This is a genomic window from Nostoc sp. NMS9 (assembly GCF_017114995.1).
Lineage (GTDB): Bacteria > Cyanobacteriota > Cyanobacteriia > Cyanobacteriales > Nostocaceae > Nostoc.
Genome location: NZ_JABXKL010000019.1, coordinates 195,704 through 219,905 on the forward strand (window position 1 = coordinate 195,704; position 24,202 = coordinate 219,905).

Genomic DNA, 24,202 nt, shown 5'->3' on the forward strand with positions numbered 1-24,202 from the left:
CCCTTACTTATTTTTTGGAATGGAAACCAGAGTTTCAACCAGATACTTTTTTTAACTTGCGTTGTGTAACAAAGATACCAGCAACACCTAAAATACCAAATACTACTGAGGGTTCTGGTACTGAGTGAGGGACATACTTAGGTGTTCTCCAAGTATAAATTGCACTGTAAGATACACCATCATCAGAAGCAGTAATACCGGATGCAGTGGGGTTAAAGCTATAGGCATAGTAAGTTTGACCACCAGTAACTACCTTAGCAATTTCACTAGCTGCGATTTCACCTTGATATACATTTAACGCAGCTTGCAGCGTCAGTACATCTTTAAATGATGTGAGTTGAGAAATTTGACCCGGTAGTTGATTTTTGAGAGTATTCAGTTGAGAGATTTGACCTGGCAGTGTCACATTTTTGAAAGTATTCAAGTCAGTAATTTGACCCGTCAGTTGAGTTTTAGTGGTATTCAGTTGAGAGATTTGACTCGTCAGTTGAGTTTTGCTGGTATTTAGTTGAGTGATTTGACCCGTCAGTTGAGTTTTGCTGGTATTTAGTTGAGTGATTTGATTCGTCAGTTGAGTTTTGCTGGTATTTAGTGGAGTGATTTGATTCGTCAGTTGAGTTTTGCTGGTATTTAGTACAGTGATTTGACTCGTCAGTGTTTGCCTTTTTACTGCATTGGCTGGAGTGTTAGGAGTTGTATCTAGTTGTTTTTGCAGTGATGCAATTTGTCCAACAGTTGTATCCAGTTGTGTTTGCAGTGGTGCAATTTGTCCAACAGTTGCGTTCAGTTGTGTTTGCAGTGGTGCAATTTGTCCGGGAATTGCGTCCAGTTGTGTTTGCAGTGGTGCAATTTGTCCGGGAATTGCGTTCAGTTGTGTTTGCAGTGTGGTAATCTGTCCGGGAATTTTGTCCAGTTGTGTTTGCAGTGGTGCAATTTGTCCGGGAATTTTGTCCAGTTGTGTTTGCAGTGGTGCAATTTGTCCGGGAATTGCATCAAGTTTTGTTTGTAGCTGTGGAATTAAACTTTCAACTTGTGAAAGGGTTGGTGAAGTTGTTTGTTGAGGAAACTGTGATTTAATTGCATTCCACTTTTCATCAACCTTAGTAGAAATAGTTGTTGCAAGTTTAGTCTTTACATCCAAGTGACCAACCAACTTCAGTTCCACACCGCCATTCTGACCGAATTGGAAACCACCAATGTTAGGATCTCCCATTCCCAAGGAAGGAAAATAACTAGTTACTAGTGATTTGCTCTCAGCTGAAAACCCGTTCCATACTGGTTGAAATGGTGTGTAGCTACTCAATAAATCGCCTAGCCATTGCGAACCAAAATTATTCCAGTCATCAGCAGTGACACTGCTAACGGTGGCTTTGTAGGTTCCTTTTGTGGCGGTGAAGCCAACGTTAGAATCTGGGGTTTCGCTACTATACCAAAGCTCGACGTTAGAGCTGGGGTCGTTATCTGTCAAAGCTTTGATGGCAGCTTTAGTACCACCTTGTGCATTCCCGTTAATGAAGGTACCATTTGAGCCACCAGTGTAAGTGTTAATTTCTCCTGTATTATTGAAGTCAAAGGATGTAGCGTGTGCTGGGGCAGTGGCAAGAGCGCTCACACCAATGGCCATTGAGGCACCAATTACAAGTTTGTGAAAAGTCATTTTCATTGTTTTCAAGTCTCTGTCAGTTTGGAAGTTAAGTTTTAAACTACTGTCGTTTTTAGGCTTGGGCTTTCTTGACCACAGGCTTTTTGGCAATACAGATGCTTACCTGCATTGTTAGCCGTCTTTGGTATCTGAGCGTACAAACCCAGTTTAAGAAACGAGGAGACCTGATTGGGTAAAGTTACCCCTGATTATCAATAAAAAGATGAAGAATGTTTTGATATTTTTATACGTTTAATTACTTGTTTTAACTAAAACGTATAGTTACAAAAAATACAGTATTTACTTTTTAGTTCAGTACAATACGGTGATTAGTAGGGACGTACAAATGTCATTGGTGTCAACTTAAGCTGAAACTCCTTTAAAACCCAATACGGTTTAGTTAAGGCTGAAAGACTGATTAGTGATATGAAATTTAAGAGCTTCAACTGGTTGTCCAGTACCTCTGTGTGTTGGCTTTTTAGAACGAAACTTTGATACAGGTTTTTTCACAACTCTGGGGTTATTACGTGAAACTCGTTCAGGTAATAAGGTATCTAAAATCTCTAGGGTTAGCCAATCGAAAAAAAAGGGAATTCTTCTGGTTGTAAGCGTTGAAACTTAGGAAGGGCACGACGGATGACTCGTAATGTTCCTGTAAAACCCAGACGTAATGGTGGAACCTCAGCACTGGTTGCAGCTTGAAACATTAATACCCTGACTGACCAATGCCCCAACAACCAGCCGTATACCTCTTGCACGACTTCCCGGCTTCTACTAATATGACTAATCTAACTTTGGGAAATGCTGCTTGTGTACCTGGACGACTACTGGGGCGACCAAAAACTCTTGCATTTTCATCGCTGTCTGGGACATCGAAAAAAGTACCATCAATGACTACAATTCTTAGCCCATTGAGAAACGCTCCTAATGTCTCCTGTGTCGCCATTGGTCGTATTAACTGATGAAATAATTGGCTCATTACCCTTGCACCTAATCGCTGTCGGGCTTGTGTAATGGCTGACTTACAAGGTACTCGCCAATATTTACCAACCTTAACCCATGATTCACTTAGTCCATCAATCAAGTTTTTCAGTACATCACGCATCGAGTCTTTAGACCAAAGACTCATTGCTATTACCAGACTAACCACTAATTGTGCTGGTAGCGATCGCCTGCGTTCCTCTTCGGTTTTGGTATTAGCGATCGCCTGTTCGATGGCAAAAGCTGGAATCGCTGTCTCGATTGCTTTCAGTACGTCACTACTTTGTATATCTGGAGACACCAATAAGAAATCTTTGAGATGCACCACACGCTCATTTTCATTCTTGGGACAATGCTTAATTTACACGACTTTCAGCCTTAACTGAACCGTATTGCTTTAAAACCTCGTTTCCAGTCTCTTGCTGGAAATGCTGCTCTTGGCGGCAGAGCCGCCAGCAAGGGAGGCGGAGCCTCAATGAGGGGCATTCCCAGTCGGAGACTGGGAACGAGAGAATATCTAAAAGCTTGTTTTAGGGCGGCTTTCACATTAAGTTGACACCAAATGCACAAATGTGAACCCCTACCGTGTGTTCCATTGGTAAACTTTGCCACCAAAAATCCTTGGCGTTCAGCTTGAGAAGAAATTTAATGAAGAAACTCAGCGATTCTTTCTACAGCAATTTCTAACAAAGGTGGCTCATGCACCAAGGCAAAACGGACATACCCTTCTCCAGATTTGCCAAAGCCAGCACCTGGAGAAACTGCTACACCAGTTTGTTTGACTAGCTGGGTACAAAATTCTACAGAGTTTTCACTCCAAGGTGAGGGCAATTCTGCCCAGATGTACATTGTGGCTTCGGGAGTGGGAACATTCCAGCCAATGCGGTGTAAAGCATTGATGAAAGCATCACGTCGCCCCTGGAAGGTAGCGACAGCAGATTTTACGCCAGATTGAGGGCCAGTTAGGGCAGCGATCGCACCATTCAAAATTCCCCGATACTGATTAAAATCAACTGCGGCTTTGACCTGGCGTAAGGCGTTAATTAACTGGGCATTACCGATGGCATAACCAATACGGAAGCCGCCCATATTGTAGGACTTGGAAAGGGTGAAAAATTCAATCGAGACGCTTTTCTCTAGATCGGCTTGCAGAATTGAAGGGACTAAGGATTTTGGATTTTGGATTTTGGATTTTGAATTGGGAGAAGAATTTATCCACTCCCCAGTTTCTTTAAATACCAAATCTACGTAGGGGAAATCGTGAACCAGCACGAGATTGTGTTTTTGACAGAAGGCGACAGCTTCTTGGAAGAAAGATAAAGGTGCGATCGCAGCAGTAGGATTATGAGGATAACTTAAGACCATCATCCGCGACTGGGCCAAGACTGGGGCGGGAATATCAGCAAACACTGGTAAAAAACCGTTTTCTGCCAGTAGTGGCATCGGGTAGATTTGACCACTGGCTAGGTAGACTCCCCCGGCATGGGAGGGATAGCCTGGATCGAGCAACAGGGCAAAATCTCCTGGATTGAGTATTGCTAGGGGTAAATGGGCAGTGCCTTCTTGAGAACCAATTAGAGGTAGTACCTCTGTTTGAGGATCGACTTTGATGCCAAATTTTTGTTCGTACCAGTTGGCCGCGGCTTCGCGGAATCCGTGGGTACCGTTAAACAACAGATAGCCGTGGGTACTGCGATCGCCAAGAGATTGGGCGATCGCCTCAATAACATGGGCCTCGGCTGGTAAATCAGAAGACCCCAACGACAAATCAATTACCTCTCGTCCAGCGGCCAAAGCGACTGCCTTGGCTCTGTCCATATCAGCAAATACATTAGATTTTAGGGGTTGTAAACGTTTTGCAAACTGTATGTTAGTCATTAGTCATTAGTCATTAGTCATTGGTCATTGGTCATTTGCTATGAACTATTGACTAATTACTATTTAAGTGGGTATCTAGGAGAGCAAATAATTTCTCTTTGCCGATGACTCCCTCGGTGGATATCAAAACTTCCTGGCCTTGAAATAGTCTGAGGGCGGGTACACCTTCGACTTGGTACTGCTTAACAGTCAGTGGGTTGGGGTCAATTTCCATTTTAACGACTTTGAGGCGATCGCTATATTCGCTGGCAGCAGAGTTAATTGCGGGCGACATCAATTGACAAGGCCCACACCAGGAAGCCCAAAAATAAACTAATACAGGCTGCTCGGCTTTTAACACTTCGGTTTCAAACTCAGCATCGGTTATGGTGATTACAGCCTTACTCATTGCAGTCTCCATCAGGTGGCGATCAAAGTTGGCACACACAATACTTTATCCCAAAGTCGTCAATAGTCCATAGTCAATAATTCATAGTTATTAGGACTGTTAACTGTTAATTATTGACTAATGACGTAAAATCCCACAGCCAACAGGCGTGGGACTGGTTCAAATAAGTTTTATGCAAATTTTACAGCTGATCCAATTGCTTGCGTAAGGAATCCAACTCGGCATCAACCACCTCATTAGACTTAGCAGCAGTGGTTTCTTGTTGCGGTGGCAGTTGGGCTTGACTTTGTGGAGTTGCGGGTGGTAATATTTGCGCTTTCAAGGCTGCTAATTCATCATCAACATCGCTACTACCTTCCAATCGGGCAAATTGGCTTTCTAAATCTGCTCCTGCTAACTCTCCTTGTGCTTGGGCCCTGGCTTCTTGCATCAACACCTTTTCTTCCATCCGCTCGAAGGCAGACATTGCACTGCTGGTATTCATTCCACGCACCATACCTTGGAGTTGCTCTTGGGCTTTGGCAGTGGTGATTCTAGCTCTGAGCATTTCTTTCTTGGTTTTAGCCTCAGAAATTTTGCTTTCCAGCTGGATTAAGTTGCGCTTGAGGGTTTCAACTTGGGTACTTTGGGTATCTAAACTAGCTTTGAGGGCTGTGCTGGTGTCAGTATAGGTTTTTTTACGCTCTAGAGCTTGTCGTGCTAGGTTTTCATCACCTTTTTGCAGCGCTAGTTGGGCATTGCGTTGCCACTTATTGATTTCATTTTGGGCATCATTGTACTGTTTCTCACTGCGTTTTTGCGAGGCAATCGTCTGGGCTACTCCCTGACGCAGCTGCACCAAGTCTTCCTGCATTTCCAGGATGGCTTGCTCTAGCATTTTTTCGGGGTCTTCGGCTTTGTTAACTAGGTCGTTGAGGTTAGAACTAACTACTCGCTTAATGCGATCGAATAATCCCATAACTTTGTTTTTCCTTGTGTGATTTACGCTTTTTGTTGGACAGTTAGCTTTTTTACTTTTTTATAGCTACCTATTTCAATGTAATCTTTCCAGTTTGAATCAGTACCTTCTAACAACTCTTAATTGTTAAGATATCGCCAAACTGGGGTAATTTAGTAGAACTTCAAGAATCCTGAGTTTTGGGTAACTGCTGTTGGGGAGGCTGCTCTGCCTTTTGGCTCTCCTCAGTTAGGAGACTTTTGATCTGTGTGTTTTCTGACTGCTTGAAAACCTGCACCTTCATCGCTGCCAATTCGGTATCTACATCATTAGATTCCAAAGAAGTAAATTGTGTTTCCAAGTCGTCGCTACTAAGTTGAGCTATGGCTTCTGATTGAGCTTCTATCTGTGAAACTTTTTCTTCCATGCGCTCAAAGGCATTCAGACTGCTAGTGGCAGAAACTCCGCCGAGCATTTCTTGGAGGCGATAAGACGCTTCAGCAGAACGGGCGCGAGCAATATACATATCTTTTTTTGTTTTCGCCTCGGAAATTTTTAACTCTAGCGATCGCATATCCTTTTTTAGCCTAGCAACTATCTCGTTTTGCTGCTCTATTTGCGAAAAGAGGGCTGTAGTGGTTTCTTTATAGGCTTGGCGCTTAGTCAAAGCTTCACGTGCTAGAGGTTCATTGCCTTGTTGCAGCGCCAATTGGGCGCGGCGATACCATTCTTCCGTTTGCGACTGAGCGGCCGCTGCTTGTCGTTGGGTGCGTTTCTGGGTAGCGATCGCTTGTGCTACACCCTGCCGCAACTGCACCAGATTTTCCTGCATCTCCAGGACAGCTTGCTCCAAAATCTTTTCTGGATCTTCTGCACCACCGATCAAACTATTGAGATTAGCGCGAATCACCCGCAGGATACGCTTGATTAATTCCATGTCGGCTCTCCATTCACGAAATCCAGTTCTGAGTGCTGTTAGCGGATAGCTAGGGTTTAGCCCGTGCTGAGTAATGAATTTAGTTATAGAGTGCTGAGTGCCTAGTTAAAGTCCTGAGTATAATAATATTTTTTGTCATAGAGCAGTTATGGAGTGCTGAGTGCCTAATTAAAGTTTTGAGTATAATATTTTTTGTTGTAGGGTCGTAAACAAACAATATTTTGTCTCTACCACTCAGCACGGGCTAAACCCTAGCTATCCGCTAACACAACTCAGCACTTAGCACTTATTGACTCAGGACTGTTATCTCATAGTATCGTAGATTTTTGCAATTCATGGCTACTGAACTCGTGCCTTGATTCCCTTCGCTTCTAACAGTTTCATCTGTTGTTTTACTTGCTCTTTAGTTTTAAAAGCACCCAGATAAATCAATTCTTTGTTGGGCGATAAATAAGCATCAGGAATTACTTGCCGTGCTGAGGCAAAAGCTGCGCCTTTATTATCTATCACGACATGATAAAACCCATCTGTTCCTGGTTTGATTTCTGCATTTGGCTGTGGTGAGGTTGTGATTGGCTTAGGTGAGGTTTTTGTCGGTGAAGTGGGAGGTAAATTTAGGGGAGGCAAGGATTGTAGTGTCGGTACTGGTGCTAAGGCGATCGGGTTGGTCGGTTTTAGGGGTGTATTGGGGTCAGACAATGGCGCTTGAGGATTTGCGGGGTTTTGGGGAACAACTGGATTAGGCACTACTGCGGGGGTTGGTTGGACTTTAGGTTTTAAGCCAACTACATCATTGGGATCTCTTACTTCAGGAAACTCTTCAGTAGCTAGATTGGGATATTTGGGCATAGATGTGCTTGGTGGCTGGATTTGAGGTTGGACATTACTCCCAACTTCCTCAGTATTTTCTGGTGTGGGAGAGGAGTTGCCGTTAAATAAATTGCCTAAATTCCATTGTGGCAAGCTTTTAGGATTGAAGACTACATAACCCAAGGTAAGACTTGCCACTAATAGCAGCAACATGGAGCCAATACCCAAAGGTGATAACAGACTGTCGCTAGAATTGCTTGGTTTTTTGGTTTCTGGTTGTTCTTCTGTCAGACTTCGCAGCAGTGCTTCACTAGATTCTAAATAGTCATCTGGGTGCTTGGGGCTATCATCTGGCTGCAACTGATTTTCGCTTTTAGTATTTTTAACGATTGCTGGCACGATGCTGCTACTAAAGTTGGGTGGGGGTGGTGGAAGTTGAGTTTGTGTTTTAGCTGCATTGGAGGTGGAGGACACATTAAGATTATTCAATTCCTCAATTTTTGCCGTAGCTGGTGCTGGGTTCATCTCAGGATTCACAACAGATGCGGGTGGTACATCAATTTTTGCTGTAGCTGGCGCTGAGTTCATCTCAAGATTCACGGGTACAGATGCAGGCGGTACGTTAGTTTTAATTTCCGTTGCTGATGACTGAGTTGCGCCCAATATTGTCGGAATAGCAGTTAACGGTTGGGGTTGTCCGCTCATGTAACTTGCAACACGCGATTGGTTCGATGACACCAAACCAGTTCGCGTGCGTCGGTATCGAGCTAATTCTTGATCTAGCGGCACCTCTAAACTTGCTAGTGCTGCTGCTAGTAATGGTTTCAACCCAGGCGTTTTAGACGATTGATGAGTACCGGAGTCGTTCAGGGGGTTTTGAGTCATTGCTTTTCTGCCTCAAACGTAGATTACTGGAATCAACTTTTAGATATATTTTGTGACAATAGTAGCGGAAATTATTTAAATAGATAGAGTGGGCATTGGGCATGGGGCATGGGGCATTGGGCACAAGAGGCAGAGGTGCGGAGGAGCAGAAGGGCAGAGGGGAAAGACTTACTGCTACTTCTCCTCTGCTCCCCTTCTCCCCTGCTCCCTTGCTCCCTTGCTCCCCTGCTTTCCACTCTTCACTCCCCACTTTGAATAATGTCGTTGAAATCAATTAATGATGTTTTAAGGATTCTAGAAAAGCAGGCTAAATGGCAGGAGCAACCATTTCAACGCCTGCTCAAGTGTTGGGCAGAAGTTGTTGGCCCAGTGGTTGCCGCAAATACTCGACCATTGTCGATTCAGCGCGATGTTTTGTCGGTAGCAACTTCTAGTGCTGCTTGGGCGCAAAACCTGACTTTTGGTCGCACATCTCTACTTTTAAAGTTGAATAAAAAGCTGCCAACGCCTTTGGTTGATATTCGCTTCTCTACAGCTGGCTGGCAGAATCCGTCGGTGGAGAGAAAACAGCAACAATCGGTTTCGCCCTATGAACATCCCAGTTACCTTGGTGATGAGGTTAACCGCCCTGATGCTACACCCACCAAGGATGTAAATGCGGCTTTTGGACATTGGACAAAGATTGTGCGATCGCGATCGCATGGCTTACCCCTTTGTCCCCAGTGTCAATCTCCCACGCCACCTGGTGAACTCCAGCGCTGGGAAGTCTGTTCTGTCTGTGCTGCTAAACAGTTTTCAAAGCAAAATAGTTGAACTATTATCCGTTGAGCAGAATTTATCCTGAAGTAACTTGCTGCCATTACATCAAATAGTTCTGAATCTTGAGAAAAGATATTATTTTACTGATAAAATCTGCCGAATGTGGTAAGCAAAGCAGACTATTTATCTAAAATTCTATGCCTTAAGGATGGCTTAAGGAGGAAATTAAAAGGCTAGATAAATCAAAAGCTTTAGTTTTAGTCTTGATCCCTAATAAGTTTTAGACAATATCTGTATGTAACCGCTTTAACGATTATTTAAATATATAACAAGATTATAAAAATATCCTGAAGTTTATTTTTTCCTTGGGATCGCTGAAACCTATAGAAAATAATGACTTTTTGGCTTTTCTCCGTCTTTATATATAGAAGCAGAATATAAAGATGAAATTCAGCCAGAAACGACACTAAAGATGAATCCGAATGAAACCCATTAAAGTTTTAGCATCTGCCTGTAGATATTGTCGTCATTACCAGCCAGAAGGTCGCCGTGGTGGAACGTGCCAGCAATTGGGCGCACCAGTTCAAGCGACTTGGAAAGCTTGCTCTTTGGCACTTCCACCTTTTGCACCTTCTTGGGAAACCTTGGAAGATGCTTGGGGTTTACCAGATGCAGCTCCAGTTTTAACATCTTGTCAATCTTTAGCCTCAGATTTAGACAATGCTGCTCTTGCCCCTATAGAAGAAATAACGGCCTCTATATCTGAACAGGTAAAAACTAAAGCAGTGGTCATTTAGTCATCCATTATTACTGGACTGAGTTTGTAGTCTGCTTAAAATAAGATTTGTTTTTAAGATTTTTAGTGCTGTAAAAGTTGATATCTACAAAAATCGCCCCCCTTAAATGAGGTGCGATTTTTGCAATTCTAAGGTAGCCAAGGAAAAGAGCGAAAATCTGGTGGACGCTTTTCAAGAAAGGCTTGTTTGCCCTCAGATCCTTCTTCTGTCATGTAATAAAGTAGGGTGGCATTGCCAGCGAGTTCTTGTAAACCAGCTTGTCCATCACAATCAGCGTTAAAGGCGGCTTTAAGACATCGAATTGCGATCGGACTTTTTTCTAAAATCTCTTGCGCCCATTGAATCCCTTCAGTTTCTAGTTCTTCGACTGGGACGACGCAATTAATTAAACCCATTTCTAGCGCTTGTTGTGCATCATATTGGCGGCATAAAAACCAAATTTCTCTAGCTTTTTTTTGTCCCACGATGCGGGCGAGATAGCTGGCTCCAAAACCACCGTCAAAACTGCCGACTTTCGGGCCAGTCTGTCCGAAAATGGCATTATCGGCAGCGATGGTAAGGTCGCAAATTAAGTGTAAAACGTGTCCACCACCGATCGCATATCCAGCTACTAGAGCAATCACCACTTTCGGCATGGAACGAATCAAACGCTGTAAGTCCAGCACATTCAAGCGAGGGATGCCAGTATCATCCACATAACCTGCATGTCCGCGCACACTTTGATCGCCACCAGAACAGAAGGCATATTTGCCATCAGTGTGTGGGCCATAACCAGTAAATAGGACAACACCAATAGTAGTATCTTCACGAGCATTACAGAAAGCATCGTACAGTTCAAAGACGGTTTCAGGACGGAAAGCATTGCGTTTATGGGGACGGTTGATGGTGATTTTCGCAATGCCATCAGTTTTTTGATACAGAATATCTTCGTAGGTTTTGGCAGTTTGCCAGTTAATTTGCATTGGTATGGAGTGCGCTGTTGTGCTTGAGAATTTTATCGCGGACGTAGGGACATGCGATACCTGCGGTGGGCTACGCCTACGCTAAAATTGGTATCTCAAGCCTTTACGATCTGGTAATTGTCTGGGTGTTGAGGAATAAAAATGCGACGTGACACCATCTTCTACAAATTATTTAAGCAATTTCCCGGTTTGCTGTTTGAATTAGTAGATGAACCACCTCCAGAAGCGGAAAACTACCAGTTTGAATCGGTTGAAGTGAAAGAAACCGCGTTTCGGATTGATGGAGTGTTTTTACCTCCCGCTAATGCAGTTTCCAAAACCGTCTTTTTTGCAGAAGTGCAGTTTCAGAAGGACGAAGACTTATATCACCGGTTCTTTAGTGAGTTGTTTTTGTTTCTCTACCGCCACTCTATCCGTTACGATGACTGGTTTGGAGTCATAATTTTTGGTTCTCGCAGCCTGGAACCTTCTAACTCAAGGATTCACCGCGCTTTGTTGGAAAGCAGTCAAATCAGGCGGGTTTATCTGGATGAGTTGGGGGATTTGCGAGAACAACCTTTAGGATTAGGTTTGATGTTGCTGACAAATGTTACTTCTGAAACTGAAGCAGTGGAAGGGGCGCGGTTTTTACTGGAGCAAGCACGGCAACAATCGGAGCAAGCGATAATTGATTTAGTGACGACGATTATCGTCTACAAGTTTTCTAACCTTAGTCGAGAGGAGATTGCAGCGATGTTGGGACTGAATTTGGAAGAACCACGGGCGATTCTGGAAGCAAAGGAGGAAGGAAAGGTTGAAGGACGAGAGGAAGGAAAAGTCGAAGGAAAGGTTGAAGGAGAAAGAACGATCATTTTACGACTATTAAATCGGCGTGTGGGTAATATTCCTGATACGCTTCTGTCTCAGATTCAACAGTTATCGGTGGAACAGTTGGAAGCTTTGGGTGATGCTTTGTTGGATTTCTCTACTCTTGCTGATTTGGAAGGGTGCTTACAAGGTGAAATAAGCGGGTAAGTTTCACCCAGAGAGGCAGAGAAGAAGAGCGATCCCTAAAATTGGTATCTCAAATTGATTTAGTGACGACGATTATTGTCTACAAGTTTTCTAACCTTAGTCGAGAGGAGATTCAAGCTATGTTGGGACTGAATTTGGAAGAACCACGGGCTATTCGAGAAGCGAAGGAAGAAGGAGAAAGAAAGGTCGTTTTACGACAGTTAAACCGACTTGTGGGTGCAATTCCTGATGCGCTTCTGTCTCAGATTCAAGGCTTATCGGTGGAACAGTTAGAAGCTTTAGGTGATGCTTTGTTGGATTTCTCTACTCTTGCTGATTTGGAAGGGTGGTTACAAGGTCAACTAAGCGGGTAAGTTTTACCCAGATACGTAGAGGAAGAGGTTGATCGCACTCCGTAAAATAATTATGGCTACAAATAAAGTTTCCCGAACTGAAGAAGCATTTGTAGACACGCGGGTATATCAGAAGTGGTGAAAGAAAAAGTGCGATCGCTCGTCCTCCGACTGTTAAAACGACTATTTGGTGAAATTGCTGAGGAACGTTGGAAGCGTTAGCTTTGGCGTTGTTGGAATTGAGATTGCGATCGCTTTTAACCTTCTAATTGATCTTGTAAGTTTAATAACCGAACTTTGAACCTAATTCTAAAACAGATTTAACTGCTGGATAGACATATCTAGCTCTAGCTGTTGAATTGCAGTTTCTTCTAATAACTTTCCTTTCTGCTTCCCTTCATTTGCCTTTATTGGTATTGTGACTGTCTCTTTATTGTTTTTTTCTAGTATCCCCGTAAATAATAACCACCCTAGCATTCTGCTGACATAATCTCCAGCTGACTTCGTAGCAATTGAATCAGGATATATATCAAATAGTAGTGGTAAATAATTTTTAAACCGCTTACTTTTATATTTATCTTCAGGATATACTTCCTTTATTAAAGTCTTTAGATATTCTCTACTAAAAGCCTCATTTGGTTTAAATTTTTTATAAAGTTTTTGTACTACAATGTGTTGATTGAGAAATTTAGCCAAATAATTAGCTATAATCATGTTTTCTGAATTTGCTAAATTTTGTAGTATGCTAACTTTTCCATCTTTAACTGTCACCATTTTAAAAAATTGCAAATCTGACAGTATATTAATAATTTTGCTTTCAGAATATTTATATTTTTTTTCAAACTTTCTGTAAATTATATCTTGGCAACCTTCTTTTTTTAAAAGTTCAAAAAACTCAATAACTACAGTAATTGAGTTTCTAATTCTATATTCCATAATACCTACAATCTCCAAAGGATGGAACGAAGGTGTATCTAAATTCGATAAATATTGACTTTCTAAATAATTAACTCTTAATGGAAAATGTAGACATTTATCCAACTGTAAGCGTGTTGGTAAATTCTCTAATAACCAGATAGGAAAGTCTATACCATGAAAATTTTGGTGGTTGCGTGTGAGGACTGCACTACACCTCATAGATGTTGCACAGGCAATCTCTAACGCAGATTCAAAGTCTATCAAATTGAATGAGTTTGCCTGCTCACTTAATTCATAGTTTATAGCGCAGACTGTGATTTTTTTATATATGGCAGATATCAATTTTTTAGCTATCTCTGGGGAATATATATTCTCTGCTAAGGAAATAATTTTATCAAGCCCAGATTGTGTGATAAAAAATTGACATTGTTGATTTTCGATAATATTTCCTAACTCTTCTACTTCTTCTCGTTGTAGTAGTAAATAATCTATTACCAAGTCAGCATCAAGTATCACCTTCATCATTAGTGCGCCCTCGACTCCAAAGATTGGTCACGATTTTGTTGGTTTACTGAGACTGATTTAGGAGGATTTAAGCGGGCACGTATTTCTGCCAAAGAATCTGTTTTTACTGGTTTGGTATCTGCAACATACTCAATAAGCTCCTCTGGTGTACAAGCAAAAATTTTGCACAGTTTGACTACTCTATCAATCCATTCCACGCTACTCCTGCCTGTTTCCCAATTGGCGACCGTATTCTCAGTAATCTCTAAAAGGTCAGCTAGTTGGCGCTGGGTTAAGTTTTCTTTCTCACGAAGTATAGCTAGTCGTGAGACTGCTTTCATGTGTTCCATACACTTACTTATTGTGCTTACAACTCTTATTTTAGCACTTTTCCCTAAAAAAGCTTAGGCAATACTTGTTAACCTGTCCGTTTTAGGCTAAATTATATTCATGCCTAAAAAAATAAGCCTAAAAAGCTTTAGGTTATTTTAACTAAGTATTAGCAAAATTAGGAGTAAACTATGTCTAGCTATGACAAGATGCAATGGTCAACCTATCAAGAACATCACTATCAAGCTCGATTGAGCTACGTTTTATCTTGTGTAGCGATTGCTGCTTCCATTAGCATGAGTTTATTAGCTGGTTTTCTCATGCTGTCAGGCAACGCTACTCAAGCTAATGTTACAGCAGTAACTGGACTTTTCTCTACTGGACTATATATTCCTCTATCAAGGGATGCAAATAGAAAGATCGAACGGTTGACAAAACTTACGAAGGATTACAGGTCACTTCGCTAAATTTACGCAAATTATCCTGTCGCCACTTGGCATCTTTTTTGCGATTTGTCTGCAATTCCAAAACCCGAATTCCTGTATTTGGTAATGGGTTTAATCTTTGCTGCAATTGCTGCCAAGAAGTGATTAATTCATGCTGCACATTATAAGTAGCGCACAACTGTGCAAAATTAATATCCTGGGGAGTGCCAAAAAACTCTTCAAATGGTGGGTCAAATTTGGCAATGGGTAACATTTCAAAAATACCACCGCCATTGTTGTTGATTAACAAAATTGTGAGATGTCCGACAAACTTATTGCGGATTAAAAAACCATTGGTGTCATGCAACAGAGCTAAATCTCCCGTTAACATCACACTACTTTGCTGGCGATGGGCAATTCCTAAAGCTGTGGACAATGTGCCATCAATACCATTTGCACCCCGGTTAAAATACGATCGCACTTCTAAATTATTCGGTTTCCAGAAATATTCCACATCCCGCACAGGCATACTATTGGCAATAAACAGAGGCGTTCCAGCTGGTAAAATCTGAGAAATTAACCAAGCTGCTTTACTCTCAATGACTTCATCTATTTTCCCCATCGTCTGGTCAACAACTAACCTGACTTTAGCTTCCGCATCACACCATTGCTGCAAATAGTCTGAGGAGAAAGATAAATTTATCTCCTCTGCTTTTATATCTTCTACAGATATCCGTAAATGCGTTGTCCTCCCGTGCAAAGGGTCGAGGTTTTGATCGCTCTTGTCGATTACCCAGCGTCGCGGTTGGGTTGCATTTATCCAGGTACGCAGTTCTTTACTCGTAGGCATTTCTCCCACCTGAATCACCATTTCGGGCGCTAGCTGCTTTGCTAGTTGCTGATTTCGCAAAATCAGGTCATAAGTGGAAATCAAATAAGGGTTGAGTTCGGCATAATTTCTCACTGGGGAAAGTCCCTCAGCTAGCACAGGCCATTTGAGAGTTTGGGAAAGTTGCGCGATCGCTCTACAATACTCTTCTGGTTGCGATGGTTGGGCAACACCTGCAATAATGATGCCGCGATCGCATTCTTTCCATTCTTTGGGCATGGGGCATGGGGCATGGGGCATGGGGCATGAGTTTGTTATTGCTGCGAAAAAGTCTTCTGGGTGAAACTGTGATTGCAAATAGCTCAAATCAGTTCCATCAGGCAGAGGCGCTAAGGGATCGCGAAAGGGAATATTCAAATGTACTGGCCCCTTTGTAGGAGTTTGCGCCCTTTCCCAGCTATGAATTACCGTTTGTCGCAGATAAGCTAGCATTCCCAGATCGGCGGAGGGTAAGGCTAACTCTGTTTGCCAATTTGGGTAGTTTCCATATAATCTCAATTGATCTACAGTTTGCCCAGAGTGACAATCTCGCAATTCTGGAGGTCTATCGGTGGTTAATATCAACAGTGGTACGCGACTATATGAGGCTTCAATGACTGCTGAATAAAAATTTGCCCCTGCTGTACCAGAAGTACAAACTAGTACCACCGGGCGTCTGGTTGCTTTAGCTTGTCCCAAGGCAAAAAAGGCGGCGGAACGTTCATCGAGAATGGAAATCGCTTCAATCTCAGGTGCTTGTTGAGCAAAAGCGATCGCTAGGGGTGTAGAGCGCGATCCAGGACAAATGATGGCACAAGTCAATCCCAACCGCTTTAGCGTCTCTGTTAAAATGTAAGCCCAAAGTTGATTAACATTCCTATAAGCGATCGGCATTAAATCAAACATAGCTATAAAACAATCTTAAATTTTAGATTTTGTCTAGGGAAATTCAATTTAAAATCCATCAATACGGTGATGGAATCCAACACCGCCACGCGAGTTTCTAGGAAAGAAAATCTCCAAGCAAACTTGCTTCACTTTCTACAAAATGCACAATTTGCTCTCAAATTTTTATGGACTGCATTCATTTAACGGGAATTCGCGGCTATGGCTACACTGGGTATCTACCAGAAGAACAGGTGCTAGGGCAATGGTTTGAGGTGGATGTGAGGTTATGGTTGGATATCTCCACAGCGGCCAAGACTGACGCGATCGAAGACACTTTAGATTATCGCAGCGTCATTAGCTTGATACAACATCTGATCAAAACGTCTAAATTTGCTTTGGTGGAGAAATTGGTAGCAACGATCGCAGATTCTCTCCTCCAAGAGTGCGATCGTGTAACAAAAGTCCAAGTCACTCTCAGCAAACCTGCTGCACCTATTCCAGACTTTGGTGGCAAAATTAGCATTGAACTGACTAAAATCAAGTCCAATATTTAATTCACAAAATGTGTTTTTTTTCAATATCTATCAGCTAGCAAAGAACAGGGGGTTTACGTGGAGCTTGGAAGTGTCTCACAATGAGAATCTTTCCTGCCATTGTCCTTAGCACCTGCTAACTATCAAAAAGCTAAAAAATAGTGCGATCTGCTGATGAGCATTTAACTTGCATATTTTCAGAGGACAGGAATTGTGATTAAGTATTAACCAGAAGCTATAGGGCTAGTATTTGATTTGTAAAATATGCGTAGTGGCATGGCAAGGTTAAAATAGTGCATTAAAAATGTATCAATTATTGAGATTTGAGAAACATAACTAGTTTTTCTATTGCACACATTTAGGCTTGCCAGGCTATTACAAGACTACTGATATTTTAAAAAAAACACTTTACGATTTTTATCTGAATATTTCTAAGTAATACGAGTTCACTCATCATTCAAGATTTCAGACATTTTTAGACCGGAATCTAGACCTAATCTGATATAAAAACTATTTGTAGGTAAAGCAGCATTAAACTCTTTAATTACAGGTAAAAATTAATTATTAATAATAATTTAGTGAGTGTAGATTATTGTATTACATACAACACACTCTAGATTTTTTAACTTATATTAAAGTAATATACTGGAATTTTATAAAATTTTCTTCTTGATTAATTTGTATATAGATATTATACTTAGTGTTTATACTTTGCCAATACAAAATTATTGTATACATTTTAAAATCAGTTTTTGAGTGCTTGATAATTACATTCTAATTTGAATTTGATGTTAGTAGCATCATATTAGCTACATAAATTAATCAAAATTAGCTTTGACAAGCATAGAAATTGTCGTTACTCATTAGTCAGTATTAATATCAAGCAAGAATACAGGGTAGTTAGAAATTGTTTATGATAAGATAAGCACTTTTAACTTGAGTTGACACTGACAACAAGAATCTGAACCTTAGCAAACAGGTTATCGTAACATGTTCGCCCGCAAAATCCTAGTTGTTGAGGATGAAAAAAATATAGCCTCAAATATTAGAAAAAGTTTACAAAAATTAGGTTATTTAGTATCAGAAATAACTGAATCTGGTGAGGAGGCAATAAAAAAGGTAGCAGAAACTCATCCACATTTAGTATTAATTGATATCTGTCTAGCTGGAGAAATAGACGGTTTCCACGTAGCGGATATTATTCAGAATCACTTCCATGTGCCTGTAGTATATCTAACGGAGTGTTCGGAATATAAAGCATTACATAAAAATCAGCTAAGTGAGCCTTTTAGTTACGTAGTCAAACCGTTTATTGAAAGTGATTTACATTTTATGATTGAAATGACCCTGTACAAACATCAGAGCAAAAAAATATTATACGAAGAAAAACAGAGGTTGATGGCAATTATTAATAGTATGGGTTGTGCAGTAATTGTGACGTATGCAAATGGTTGTATTGAAATGATGAATCCCATAGCAGAACTAATCACTGGTTGGAAGCAAAGTGAAGCGTTCGGGAAAGATTTAATAGAAGTCGTTAACTTAGTCAATAAAGATGTAGGAGAAAAAATTGAAAATTTGGCCACTTATGTAATCGAAACAGGTGAAGTTTTCAATTTACCAGAAAACTGTACATTGATTACCAAAGATGGCAAAGAAATAGCGATTGGGGATAATGTTGCACCTATTTGCGATCGAGATGGGAATATTACTGGCGCAGTTTTAGTTTTTCAAGACATCACCAAACGTAAGCAGACAGAGGTGCAACTGATCCGCAATGCATTTTATGATGGGCTAACAGAATTACCGAATCGTATTTTATTTTTAGATCGGCTCAGACAAACCATTGAACGTAGCAAACGCAGAAGCGATTATTATTTTGCAGTTTTATTTTTGGATTTAGATGGCTTCAAAGAGATTAACGATCGCTTTGGGCATGGAATAGGGGATGATTTTTTAGTAGCGATCGCTAGACGTTTAGAGTCATGCTTACGTAGTGGCGATACTGTAGCACGATTTGGTGGTGATGAGTTTACTGTTCTTTTGGAGGATATTAAAGACATTACCGACGCTACCAACGTTGCCAAACGTATTCAAGATTCCTTAAGATTGCCAGTTAACCTGAATGGATATCAATTATCTACTACAGCTAGCATTGGTATTACTTGGAATTTTAGTAATTATGAGGAGCCTGCAAGTTTGCTGCGGGATGCTGATATTGCGATGTATCGAGCTAAACGGCAGGGAAAAGCTACTTATGCCATATTTAGTTAATTAGTAATTTCTGCTGCCACTTCAACCTGATTTCGACGTAAGAAAAAGTCTGAAAACTAGATAGAGTAACCTTTGTAGTAATACAGTCCTGTGTGTCTGTATGTCAATAAACTTTGATAAATGAGAATAAGTCTGGATTTAGGCACAGTTCGTACTTCAAGGAGTATGATGAATTTGTGATAAATTCATTAGTGATGAGTTGGTTGATTTTTAAGGAGATTAATATGACTCAAATTATCTTGAAAAGGCTCAATCCCATCATTATAGAAAAATAGCAATCCTATTTGACTTGCTCTCTACCAAGAGGCTCAGATCCCCGACTTCTTCAATAACTCGGGGATCTTTTTGTTGTTTTGATATGCATGAAATATGCTACTCTAGCCGCTACTAAGATATATCATGCACAACCAAGAAGCCCGATAATTCTGTCATGGAAAAAACCGAAAAACAGAAAATGCTCGCAGGCGAATTATATTTGGCCGAAGATCCAGAATTGGCTGCCGAAAATAAGCTAGACAATCGTCTGTTGCGAAAGTACAATTCTACAACCGAAGAACAGCAAGAGCAACGGCAGCAAATTTTACAAGAATTATTTGGAAAAATCGGTCAAAAAGTAGCAATTGTGCCACCCTTTCACTGTGACTATGGCAGTAATATTTTTGCTGGCGACAAATTGTATATGAACTATGGCTGTGTAATTTTAGACTGTAATACAGTTCACATTGGTGAAAATGTTTTGTGCGCTCCTTATGTGCAAATTTATACTGCTTATCATCCAACAGAGCCAGAAATTCGTCTTTCTGGTAGAGAATTAGCTGCCCCAGTTAACATTGGTAATAATGTCTGGATTGGTGGCAATACAATTATTTGTCCAGGTGTAACTATTGGTGATAACACAACCATTGGTGCTGGTAGTGTAGTTGTCAAAGATATACCTGAGAATGTTGTCGCTGTTGGTAATCCCTGTCGCGTCATTCGGTACTTATCCTAGAGTTTAAAATTTATAACCTCTAGCAATCCAATAGAGCCAGTCTGCGATCGCTTCTTGAGTTTCACTATCAGCATCAATGACTGCTATTTCAGATAATTTGGCAGAATATACATCATCATCCTTACCATTAATATAAGCTACTTCGACAAACATATCTTTTAAGCACTCATCGTCTGGGGCCATTCCCAATACTTCGACTTGTTTCTCCTCGACAGTACCTGATTTGCGTCCCTTCTTAGTCCATCTAGCCAAAAAGGGAAAATTTAGAGTCTCTTCGAGGTAGTAGTACCAACCCATAGCCCGGTCTTCTTTATCTTCAGCATCTACAATAATCTCTGTTTTTATGCGATGCTCTCGATTTTCGTCGGCTTCAATACTAGGCATAAGATAACACTTTGCGTATAATTCATTTTGATAATACTATCAAAATGTTTCTAAAATCATAGTTAAATATATCTATTATGTCCGCATAATTACTTATTCACCTCCCAGAACCCCACACGCCAGATGCTCCACTTGGGGAGACCCCAGACGCTCTCTACGAGACGCTAAAAGCGAACGCGGACTCGCTAATGCTGCGCTATCGCCCTTGGCGTCTCCCCTTCTCCCAAAGGGAGAGGCTAACGCCAAGGGAGAAGACCGCACTGGCTCCCCTTAATCCCCTCTTTGCAAACTCTTAGGGCAAGGTGGGGTGCAATGACTGTGGGAATAATAACTAATTATCTGGAAATGATATAAATTCTACAAAAAACCGCTTGTCAATGACAAGCGGTTTTTTAGTTATTGTTCTTAAGGGGAACTTATTCGTTGCACTAAGATGCAATATTCTTCAGAGATTAAACAAGTCTCAAATCAGGATAATTTGCTAACACATCATCAGATGTCAGAGTATCATTTTCAGCTTGTGGAGTCCAAAGAACTTCAATTGCTAGAAGCTTGTCGCTAGGGATACTACCAATTTGCCGCAAAGCTTGACGTAAATCATCAGCACTATTAATCGCTGTGGGGATATCAAACTTACCTAGTGTCGCCGCCAGCAAGGTGACGATAATGTATTCACCAGCGCCTTCGGTAAATAGGCGGGTGGGGTTGTCGAGTTCACCAGCCGGAGGTAAAGCATCTTTGGCAAGGGCTGCTCTTAGCTGATTGTTGACGTTAGAAAGAGTTTCTTCGCTAAACTTGCTGCGTTCTGCCAATGACAGCCGATTAAACTGACCCTCAGCTGAATTTAAACTGGCTTGTTGAGTGCCACCACCTGCATATACAAAGTATTCGGGATGGCGGAGTAAAGCGAGACTGGCTTCTTGGAGAATTTCTGTTCTGCCTTCTGGGGTGTTAGTATCAGCAGTTTCAGCAATGTGGTTGAGTTCATTTTGCAATTCACGAGCTTGAGCTAACAAACCTACTTGCAAACGAGTTACAGAAACAGGAGAGTTACTGCTGTAATCTGCTTCTCCAGTTTCACCGCTAGAGACGCGGCGGAAAGTTTGCAATAAGAAATTAGCGATCGCCAAGAAAATTAAGATGGTAAATATACCACCAAATCCTCCTCCAATACCCCAGAAGGGAAGTAGGAAGGGAAAGCCAAAGCCACCACCAAAACCACCACCAGGATAGTATCCGCCCCCGCCAGGAGGTGCATAAGTGCGCGGTGTATAGGTGCGGCTAGAAGGCGCTCTAAAGGAGCCACCACCGATGCGACCCCCACTGCGGGCTGCTAATGCGCCGTCAGCATGACCAAGAGCCAAAGCTAACACCAAGCTTAGGGCTAAGAAGGTTTTTAACAGCGGTTTGATGGTTTGTTGTAGTTTTTTACGCATAAGATTATCGCTTGAAAAACGGAATTATTATTTATGATTTTTCCCCATGTTGGAACCAGTGTTGCAGGATGTCACTAACACTAGCCCGTAACAAGCAAGTTTGTAGCATTCACGTAGCATACCCTTTTAGAGGCTACATATTTAATTTACCGCGTCTTATCTTCGGTAAGTAGCGATCGCAGGGGGGATTTCTCGACTGGGGAACCGTACCTGAAGACATGTTTATCCTTAGAGAAATTTGCGATGTCTACGATGGGCTACGCCTACGGGCAATTGTTTGCTATGCCTTGGACTAGGAGTCTCACACTACAGTTTTGAATTATACAGATGATTTTAATTTTTAGTGATTATTTTGACTAATTTTTTTAATTATTCACTGGAACAGTGTTGAGTAAAAATAGGACTTACGTAAACATCCGAGTAGCGAGTGAATCTGACTTTTCACGGAATTTGGAAAATCTCTCTTTTTCATATCTCTCCCTTCTAGCAGAGAGACTTTAAATTTTCTCTCTTCCCGACACAGCAAGGAGGTTAGGTTTTTTCTGGGCTTTTCCACATCACGTCAAAAGTCAGGAATATTTATTATAAGTACTCCTTTTTAACTGATTACTCATGATTTAGCACTGGCTCAACGACCTGCCCCCATTAATAGCATTATTTAGTACATTCGTAAGCTTTAAATGTACGCGTACGTATAATAATAAGTGCCTGTGATGCTTGTAATTCATCCCAGACAGACACTACCTTGCTGCTAAAAAGTTATAAAAATTTTTATCATTTTGGCACAATAGTTCAGGTATTTAGGATATTCTATTGAACGTAGCTAAATTTAGGAATTTTCGCAACAGTTGTTCACTGAGCAATTTCGCTACAAGTGCTAGCTTTTATTTATTGTTCATCATGCACATAAATTATCAAGTAATGAGAAATTTGCAACAAAAATAAAATCAACACAATTAAAAAACAATTTTCCCGGCTAATCTTCTAAAATAGGCTTCAAATTTGTCTACCAAATTCGTTTTAAAAGAAATAAAATAATAATGATGGCTTTGAAAGTAATCCTAATTGTAAATATTAAAAACTATTTGAAATATAGTCATCAACTTTATTATGGAACATATTTCTCAACTAACAGCCGAAATCAGAGACAAAGCTGCATACCCAGATATCCTAGTCATATCCCGGATCTTTCTGCCGAAAGAAGCTGTAATTGGGGAATATATCTACAATCGCTGTCTCCAAGATCCAGAACGAATAATTGTGCTGGCAGCTAGTTGCTCAGGAGATCAAGTATTTGATAAGAGTCAACAGTTTCCTGTGTATCGCTGGTATTATCCTAAATATTGGCGTAGTGGCTATGTAGGAAATATCCTGAAGCCTTTGCTCAATATCGTCTGCTCATTTGTCCTAGCAATTAAACTCTATTTTCGCTATCACTATCGTTACATAGAGTGGGCCCACGGCTATGATTTTCCTTCACTGTTGCTATTGAGCTATTTGTTACCTATTCGCTTTTTTATCTATCTGCACGGCAACGATCTTCTTTCTACTTTACACAATCCCGTGCTGCGATCGCTATTTAAATTAACACTCAAACGCGCCGAAGGTATTGTTTGTAACAGTTATTATACAAGAGACTACCTTAGAACTGCTTTCCGATTAAATACTCCTACCCACGTCATTAACCCAGTAATCAGACCAGAAAAATTTGGTAATAATGTAGTCAGTCCCAGTAGCCTTGATGATTTACGGGTTCGCGTGCGTCAGACGTACAACATTCCCGACACAGCAATAGTTATTCTCTCCATCGGCAGGGTAGTAAAACATAAAGCTTTCGACCGAGTAATTGATAATATCCCAATACTGCTAACTTTTGGGGTTGATGTCCACTATATACTCTGCGGTCAAGGGCCAAGTGAGTCGGAACTGAAATCTCTGGCGCATCGTTTGCGAGTAAATAAGCGCGTCCACTTTGCTGGATATGTGCCAGAGCGAGAATTAGCAAGTTATTATGCAGCTTGCGACATATTTGCCATGCTGACTTTATCGGATACTAAACCTAATAATATGGAAGGTTTTGGTATGGCTTATTTAGAAGCAAGTTACTTCGGTAAGCCTGTAATTGCCCCTCGTTTAGGCGGTGTTCTAGATACAGTTCAGCATGAAGAAAATGGCATACTGGTCAATCCTAATTCTGGTTATGAAGTGTTTCAAGCTTTCAATCGGTTGTGCCAAGACCAGCAACTACGCGAGCAACTTGGTCGCAAAGGTAAAGAATTAGCCAAGCGTAGAACCCTTCATCGATCGCTTTACAAGTCTGATTTGTAAG

Annotated in this window: 20 protein-coding genes and 2 pseudogenes; 9 read left to right on the plus strand and 13 right to left on the minus strand. The window is 41.1% G+C overall.

Going from position 1 to position 24,202, the window contains the following annotated elements; genetic code table 11:
* Positions 1–34: 34 nt before the first annotated feature.
* The 7 genes and pseudogenes from HWQ40_RS07765 to HWQ40_RS07795 form a co-directional block, all read right to left on the minus strand.
* The gene (locus HWQ40_RS07765) at positions 35–1,657 is read right to left on the minus strand and encodes an NF038130 family PEP-CTERM protein (RefSeq protein WP_292776251.1); all 1,623 of its coding nucleotides are present in this window, start codon (positions 1,655–1,657) and stop codon (positions 35–37) included.
* A gap of 554 nt (positions 1,658–2,211) precedes the next feature.
* Positions 2,212–2,858, minus strand: a pseudogene (locus HWQ40_RS07770) (transposase domain-containing protein).
* A 410-nt stretch (positions 2,859–3,268) separates the two neighbouring features.
* Positions 3,269–4,501, minus strand: coding sequence for an LL-diaminopimelate aminotransferase (locus HWQ40_RS07775; RefSeq protein WP_292776253.1), 1,233 nt, complete (start codon positions 4,499–4,501; stop codon positions 3,269–3,271).
* A 52-nt stretch (positions 4,502–4,553) separates the two neighbouring features.
* A complete protein-coding gene (locus HWQ40_RS07780) occupies positions 4,554–4,889 on the minus strand; it encodes a co-chaperone YbbN (RefSeq protein WP_094349563.1) in 336 nt (111 codons plus the stop codon).
* Between the two features lie 181 nt (positions 4,890–5,070).
* On the minus strand, positions 5,071–5,847 hold the full coding sequence (locus HWQ40_RS07785) for a PspA/IM30 family protein (RefSeq protein WP_292776256.1): 777 nt from the start codon (positions 5,845–5,847) through the stop codon (positions 5,071–5,073).
* Positions 5,848–6,010: 163 nt separating this feature from the next.
* Positions 6,011–6,763 carry a PspA/IM30 family protein gene (locus tag HWQ40_RS07790; protein WP_292776258.1) on the minus strand — a complete coding sequence of 251 codons (753 nt, stop codon included), beginning with the start codon at positions 6,761–6,763 and terminating at the stop codon, positions 6,011–6,013.
* Between the two features lie 339 nt (positions 6,764–7,102).
* A complete protein-coding gene (locus HWQ40_RS07795) occupies positions 7,103–8,458 on the minus strand; it encodes a hypothetical protein (protein ID WP_292776260.1) in 1,356 nt (451 codons plus the stop codon).
* Positions 8,459–8,716: 258 nt separating this feature from the next.
* Between HWQ40_RS07795 and HWQ40_RS07800 the strand changes: the two genes are divergently transcribed.
* Positions 8,717–9,271, plus strand: a complete 555-nt coding sequence (locus HWQ40_RS07800; protein ID WP_292776262.1) for a DciA family protein — start codon at positions 8,717–8,719, stop codon at positions 9,269–9,271.
* Positions 9,272–9,699: 428 nt separating this feature from the next.
* Entirely contained in the window at positions 9,700–10,014 is a 315-nt protein-coding gene (locus HWQ40_RS07805; protein WP_292776264.1) for a hypothetical protein, read from the plus strand.
* Between the two features lie 128 nt (positions 10,015–10,142).
* Here HWQ40_RS07805 and menB read toward each other — a convergent pair whose 3' ends face one another.
* Entirely contained in the window at positions 10,143–10,976 is an 834-nt protein-coding gene (gene menB / locus HWQ40_RS07810; RefSeq protein WP_292776266.1) for a 1,4-dihydroxy-2-naphthoyl-CoA synthase, read from the minus strand.
* Between the two features lie 141 nt (positions 10,977–11,117).
* On the opposite strand from menB, the gene HWQ40_RS07815 reads away from it, so the two are divergent.
* Entirely contained in the window at positions 11,118–11,990 is an 873-nt protein-coding gene (locus HWQ40_RS07815; protein ID WP_292776268.1) for an Rpn family recombination-promoting nuclease/putative transposase, read from the plus strand.
* Positions 11,991–12,016: 26 nt separating this feature from the next.
* Positions 12,017–12,343 (plus strand): annotated as a pseudogene (locus HWQ40_RS07820) (DUF4351 domain-containing protein); the annotation flags it as partial.
* A 288-nt stretch (positions 12,344–12,631) separates the two neighbouring features.
* Here HWQ40_RS07820 and HWQ40_RS07825 read toward each other — a convergent pair.
* Both HWQ40_RS07825 and HWQ40_RS07830 read right to left on the minus strand, forming a co-directional pair.
* On the minus strand, positions 12,632–13,765 hold the full coding sequence (locus HWQ40_RS07825; protein WP_292776271.1) for a PIN domain-containing protein: 1,134 nt from the start codon (positions 13,763–13,765) through the stop codon (positions 12,632–12,634).
* Positions 13,765–14,094, minus strand: a complete 330-nt coding sequence (locus HWQ40_RS07830; protein WP_292776274.1) for a helix-turn-helix transcriptional regulator — start codon at positions 14,092–14,094, stop codon at positions 13,765–13,767. Before HWQ40_RS07830 ends, HWQ40_RS07825 begins: the two co-directional genes overlap by 1 nt.
* 171 nt (positions 14,095–14,265) lie before the next feature.
* On the opposite strand from HWQ40_RS07830, the gene HWQ40_RS07835 reads away from it, so the two are divergent.
* Complete coding sequence (locus HWQ40_RS07835; RefSeq protein ID WP_292776276.1) at positions 14,266–14,541, plus strand: hypothetical protein; 276 nt, start codon at positions 14,266–14,268, stop codon at positions 14,539–14,541.
* Here HWQ40_RS07835 and menD read toward each other — a convergent pair.
* Positions 14,513–16,273: a 2-succinyl-5-enolpyruvyl-6-hydroxy-3-cyclohexene-1-carboxylic-acid synthase gene (menD, locus tag HWQ40_RS07840; protein ID WP_292776278.1), complete on the minus strand. Its 1,761-nt coding sequence runs from the start codon at positions 16,271–16,273 to the stop codon at positions 14,513–14,515. The genes HWQ40_RS07835 and menD overlap by 29 nt on opposite strands.
* 167 nt (positions 16,274–16,440) lie before the next feature.
* Here menD and folB point away from each other — a divergent pair, with 167 nt between their 5' ends.
* The 3 genes from folB (at position 16,441) to HWQ40_RS07855 (ending at position 20,053) form a co-directional block, all read left to right on the plus strand.
* A complete protein-coding gene (gene folB, locus HWQ40_RS07845; RefSeq protein ID WP_292776281.1) occupies positions 16,441–16,809 on the plus strand; it encodes a dihydroneopterin aldolase in 369 nt (122 codons plus the stop codon).
* 969 nt (positions 16,810–17,778) lie between these two features.
* Entirely contained in the window at positions 17,779–19,062 is a 1,284-nt protein-coding gene (locus HWQ40_RS07850; RefSeq protein ID WP_292776284.1) for a diguanylate cyclase, read from the plus strand.
* Positions 19,063–19,492: 430 nt separating this feature from the next.
* Complete coding sequence (locus tag HWQ40_RS07855; RefSeq protein ID WP_292776286.1) at positions 19,493–20,053, plus strand: sugar O-acetyltransferase; 561 nt, start codon at positions 19,493–19,495, stop codon at positions 20,051–20,053.
* A 3-nt stretch (positions 20,054–20,056) separates the two neighbouring features.
* On the opposite strand, the gene HWQ40_RS07860 is transcribed toward HWQ40_RS07855, so the two are convergent.
* Together HWQ40_RS07860 and HWQ40_RS07865 are read right to left on the minus strand one after the other, a co-directional pair.
* Positions 20,057–20,437, minus strand: coding sequence for a calcium-binding protein (locus HWQ40_RS07860; protein WP_292776288.1), 381 nt, complete (start codon positions 20,435–20,437; stop codon positions 20,057–20,059).
* Between the two features lie 452 nt (positions 20,438–20,889).
* Positions 20,890–21,873 carry a DUF1517 domain-containing protein gene (locus HWQ40_RS07865; protein ID WP_292776290.1) on the minus strand — a complete coding sequence of 328 codons (984 nt, stop codon included), beginning with the start codon at positions 21,871–21,873 and terminating at the stop codon, positions 20,890–20,892.
* Positions 21,874–22,983: 1,110 nt separating this feature from the next.
* Between HWQ40_RS07865 and HWQ40_RS07870 the strand changes: the two genes are divergently transcribed.
* Complete coding sequence (locus HWQ40_RS07870; protein ID WP_292776292.1) at positions 22,984–24,201, plus strand: glycosyltransferase family 4 protein; 1,218 nt, start codon at positions 22,984–22,986, stop codon at positions 24,199–24,201.
* Position 24,202: the final 1 nt, after the last annotated feature.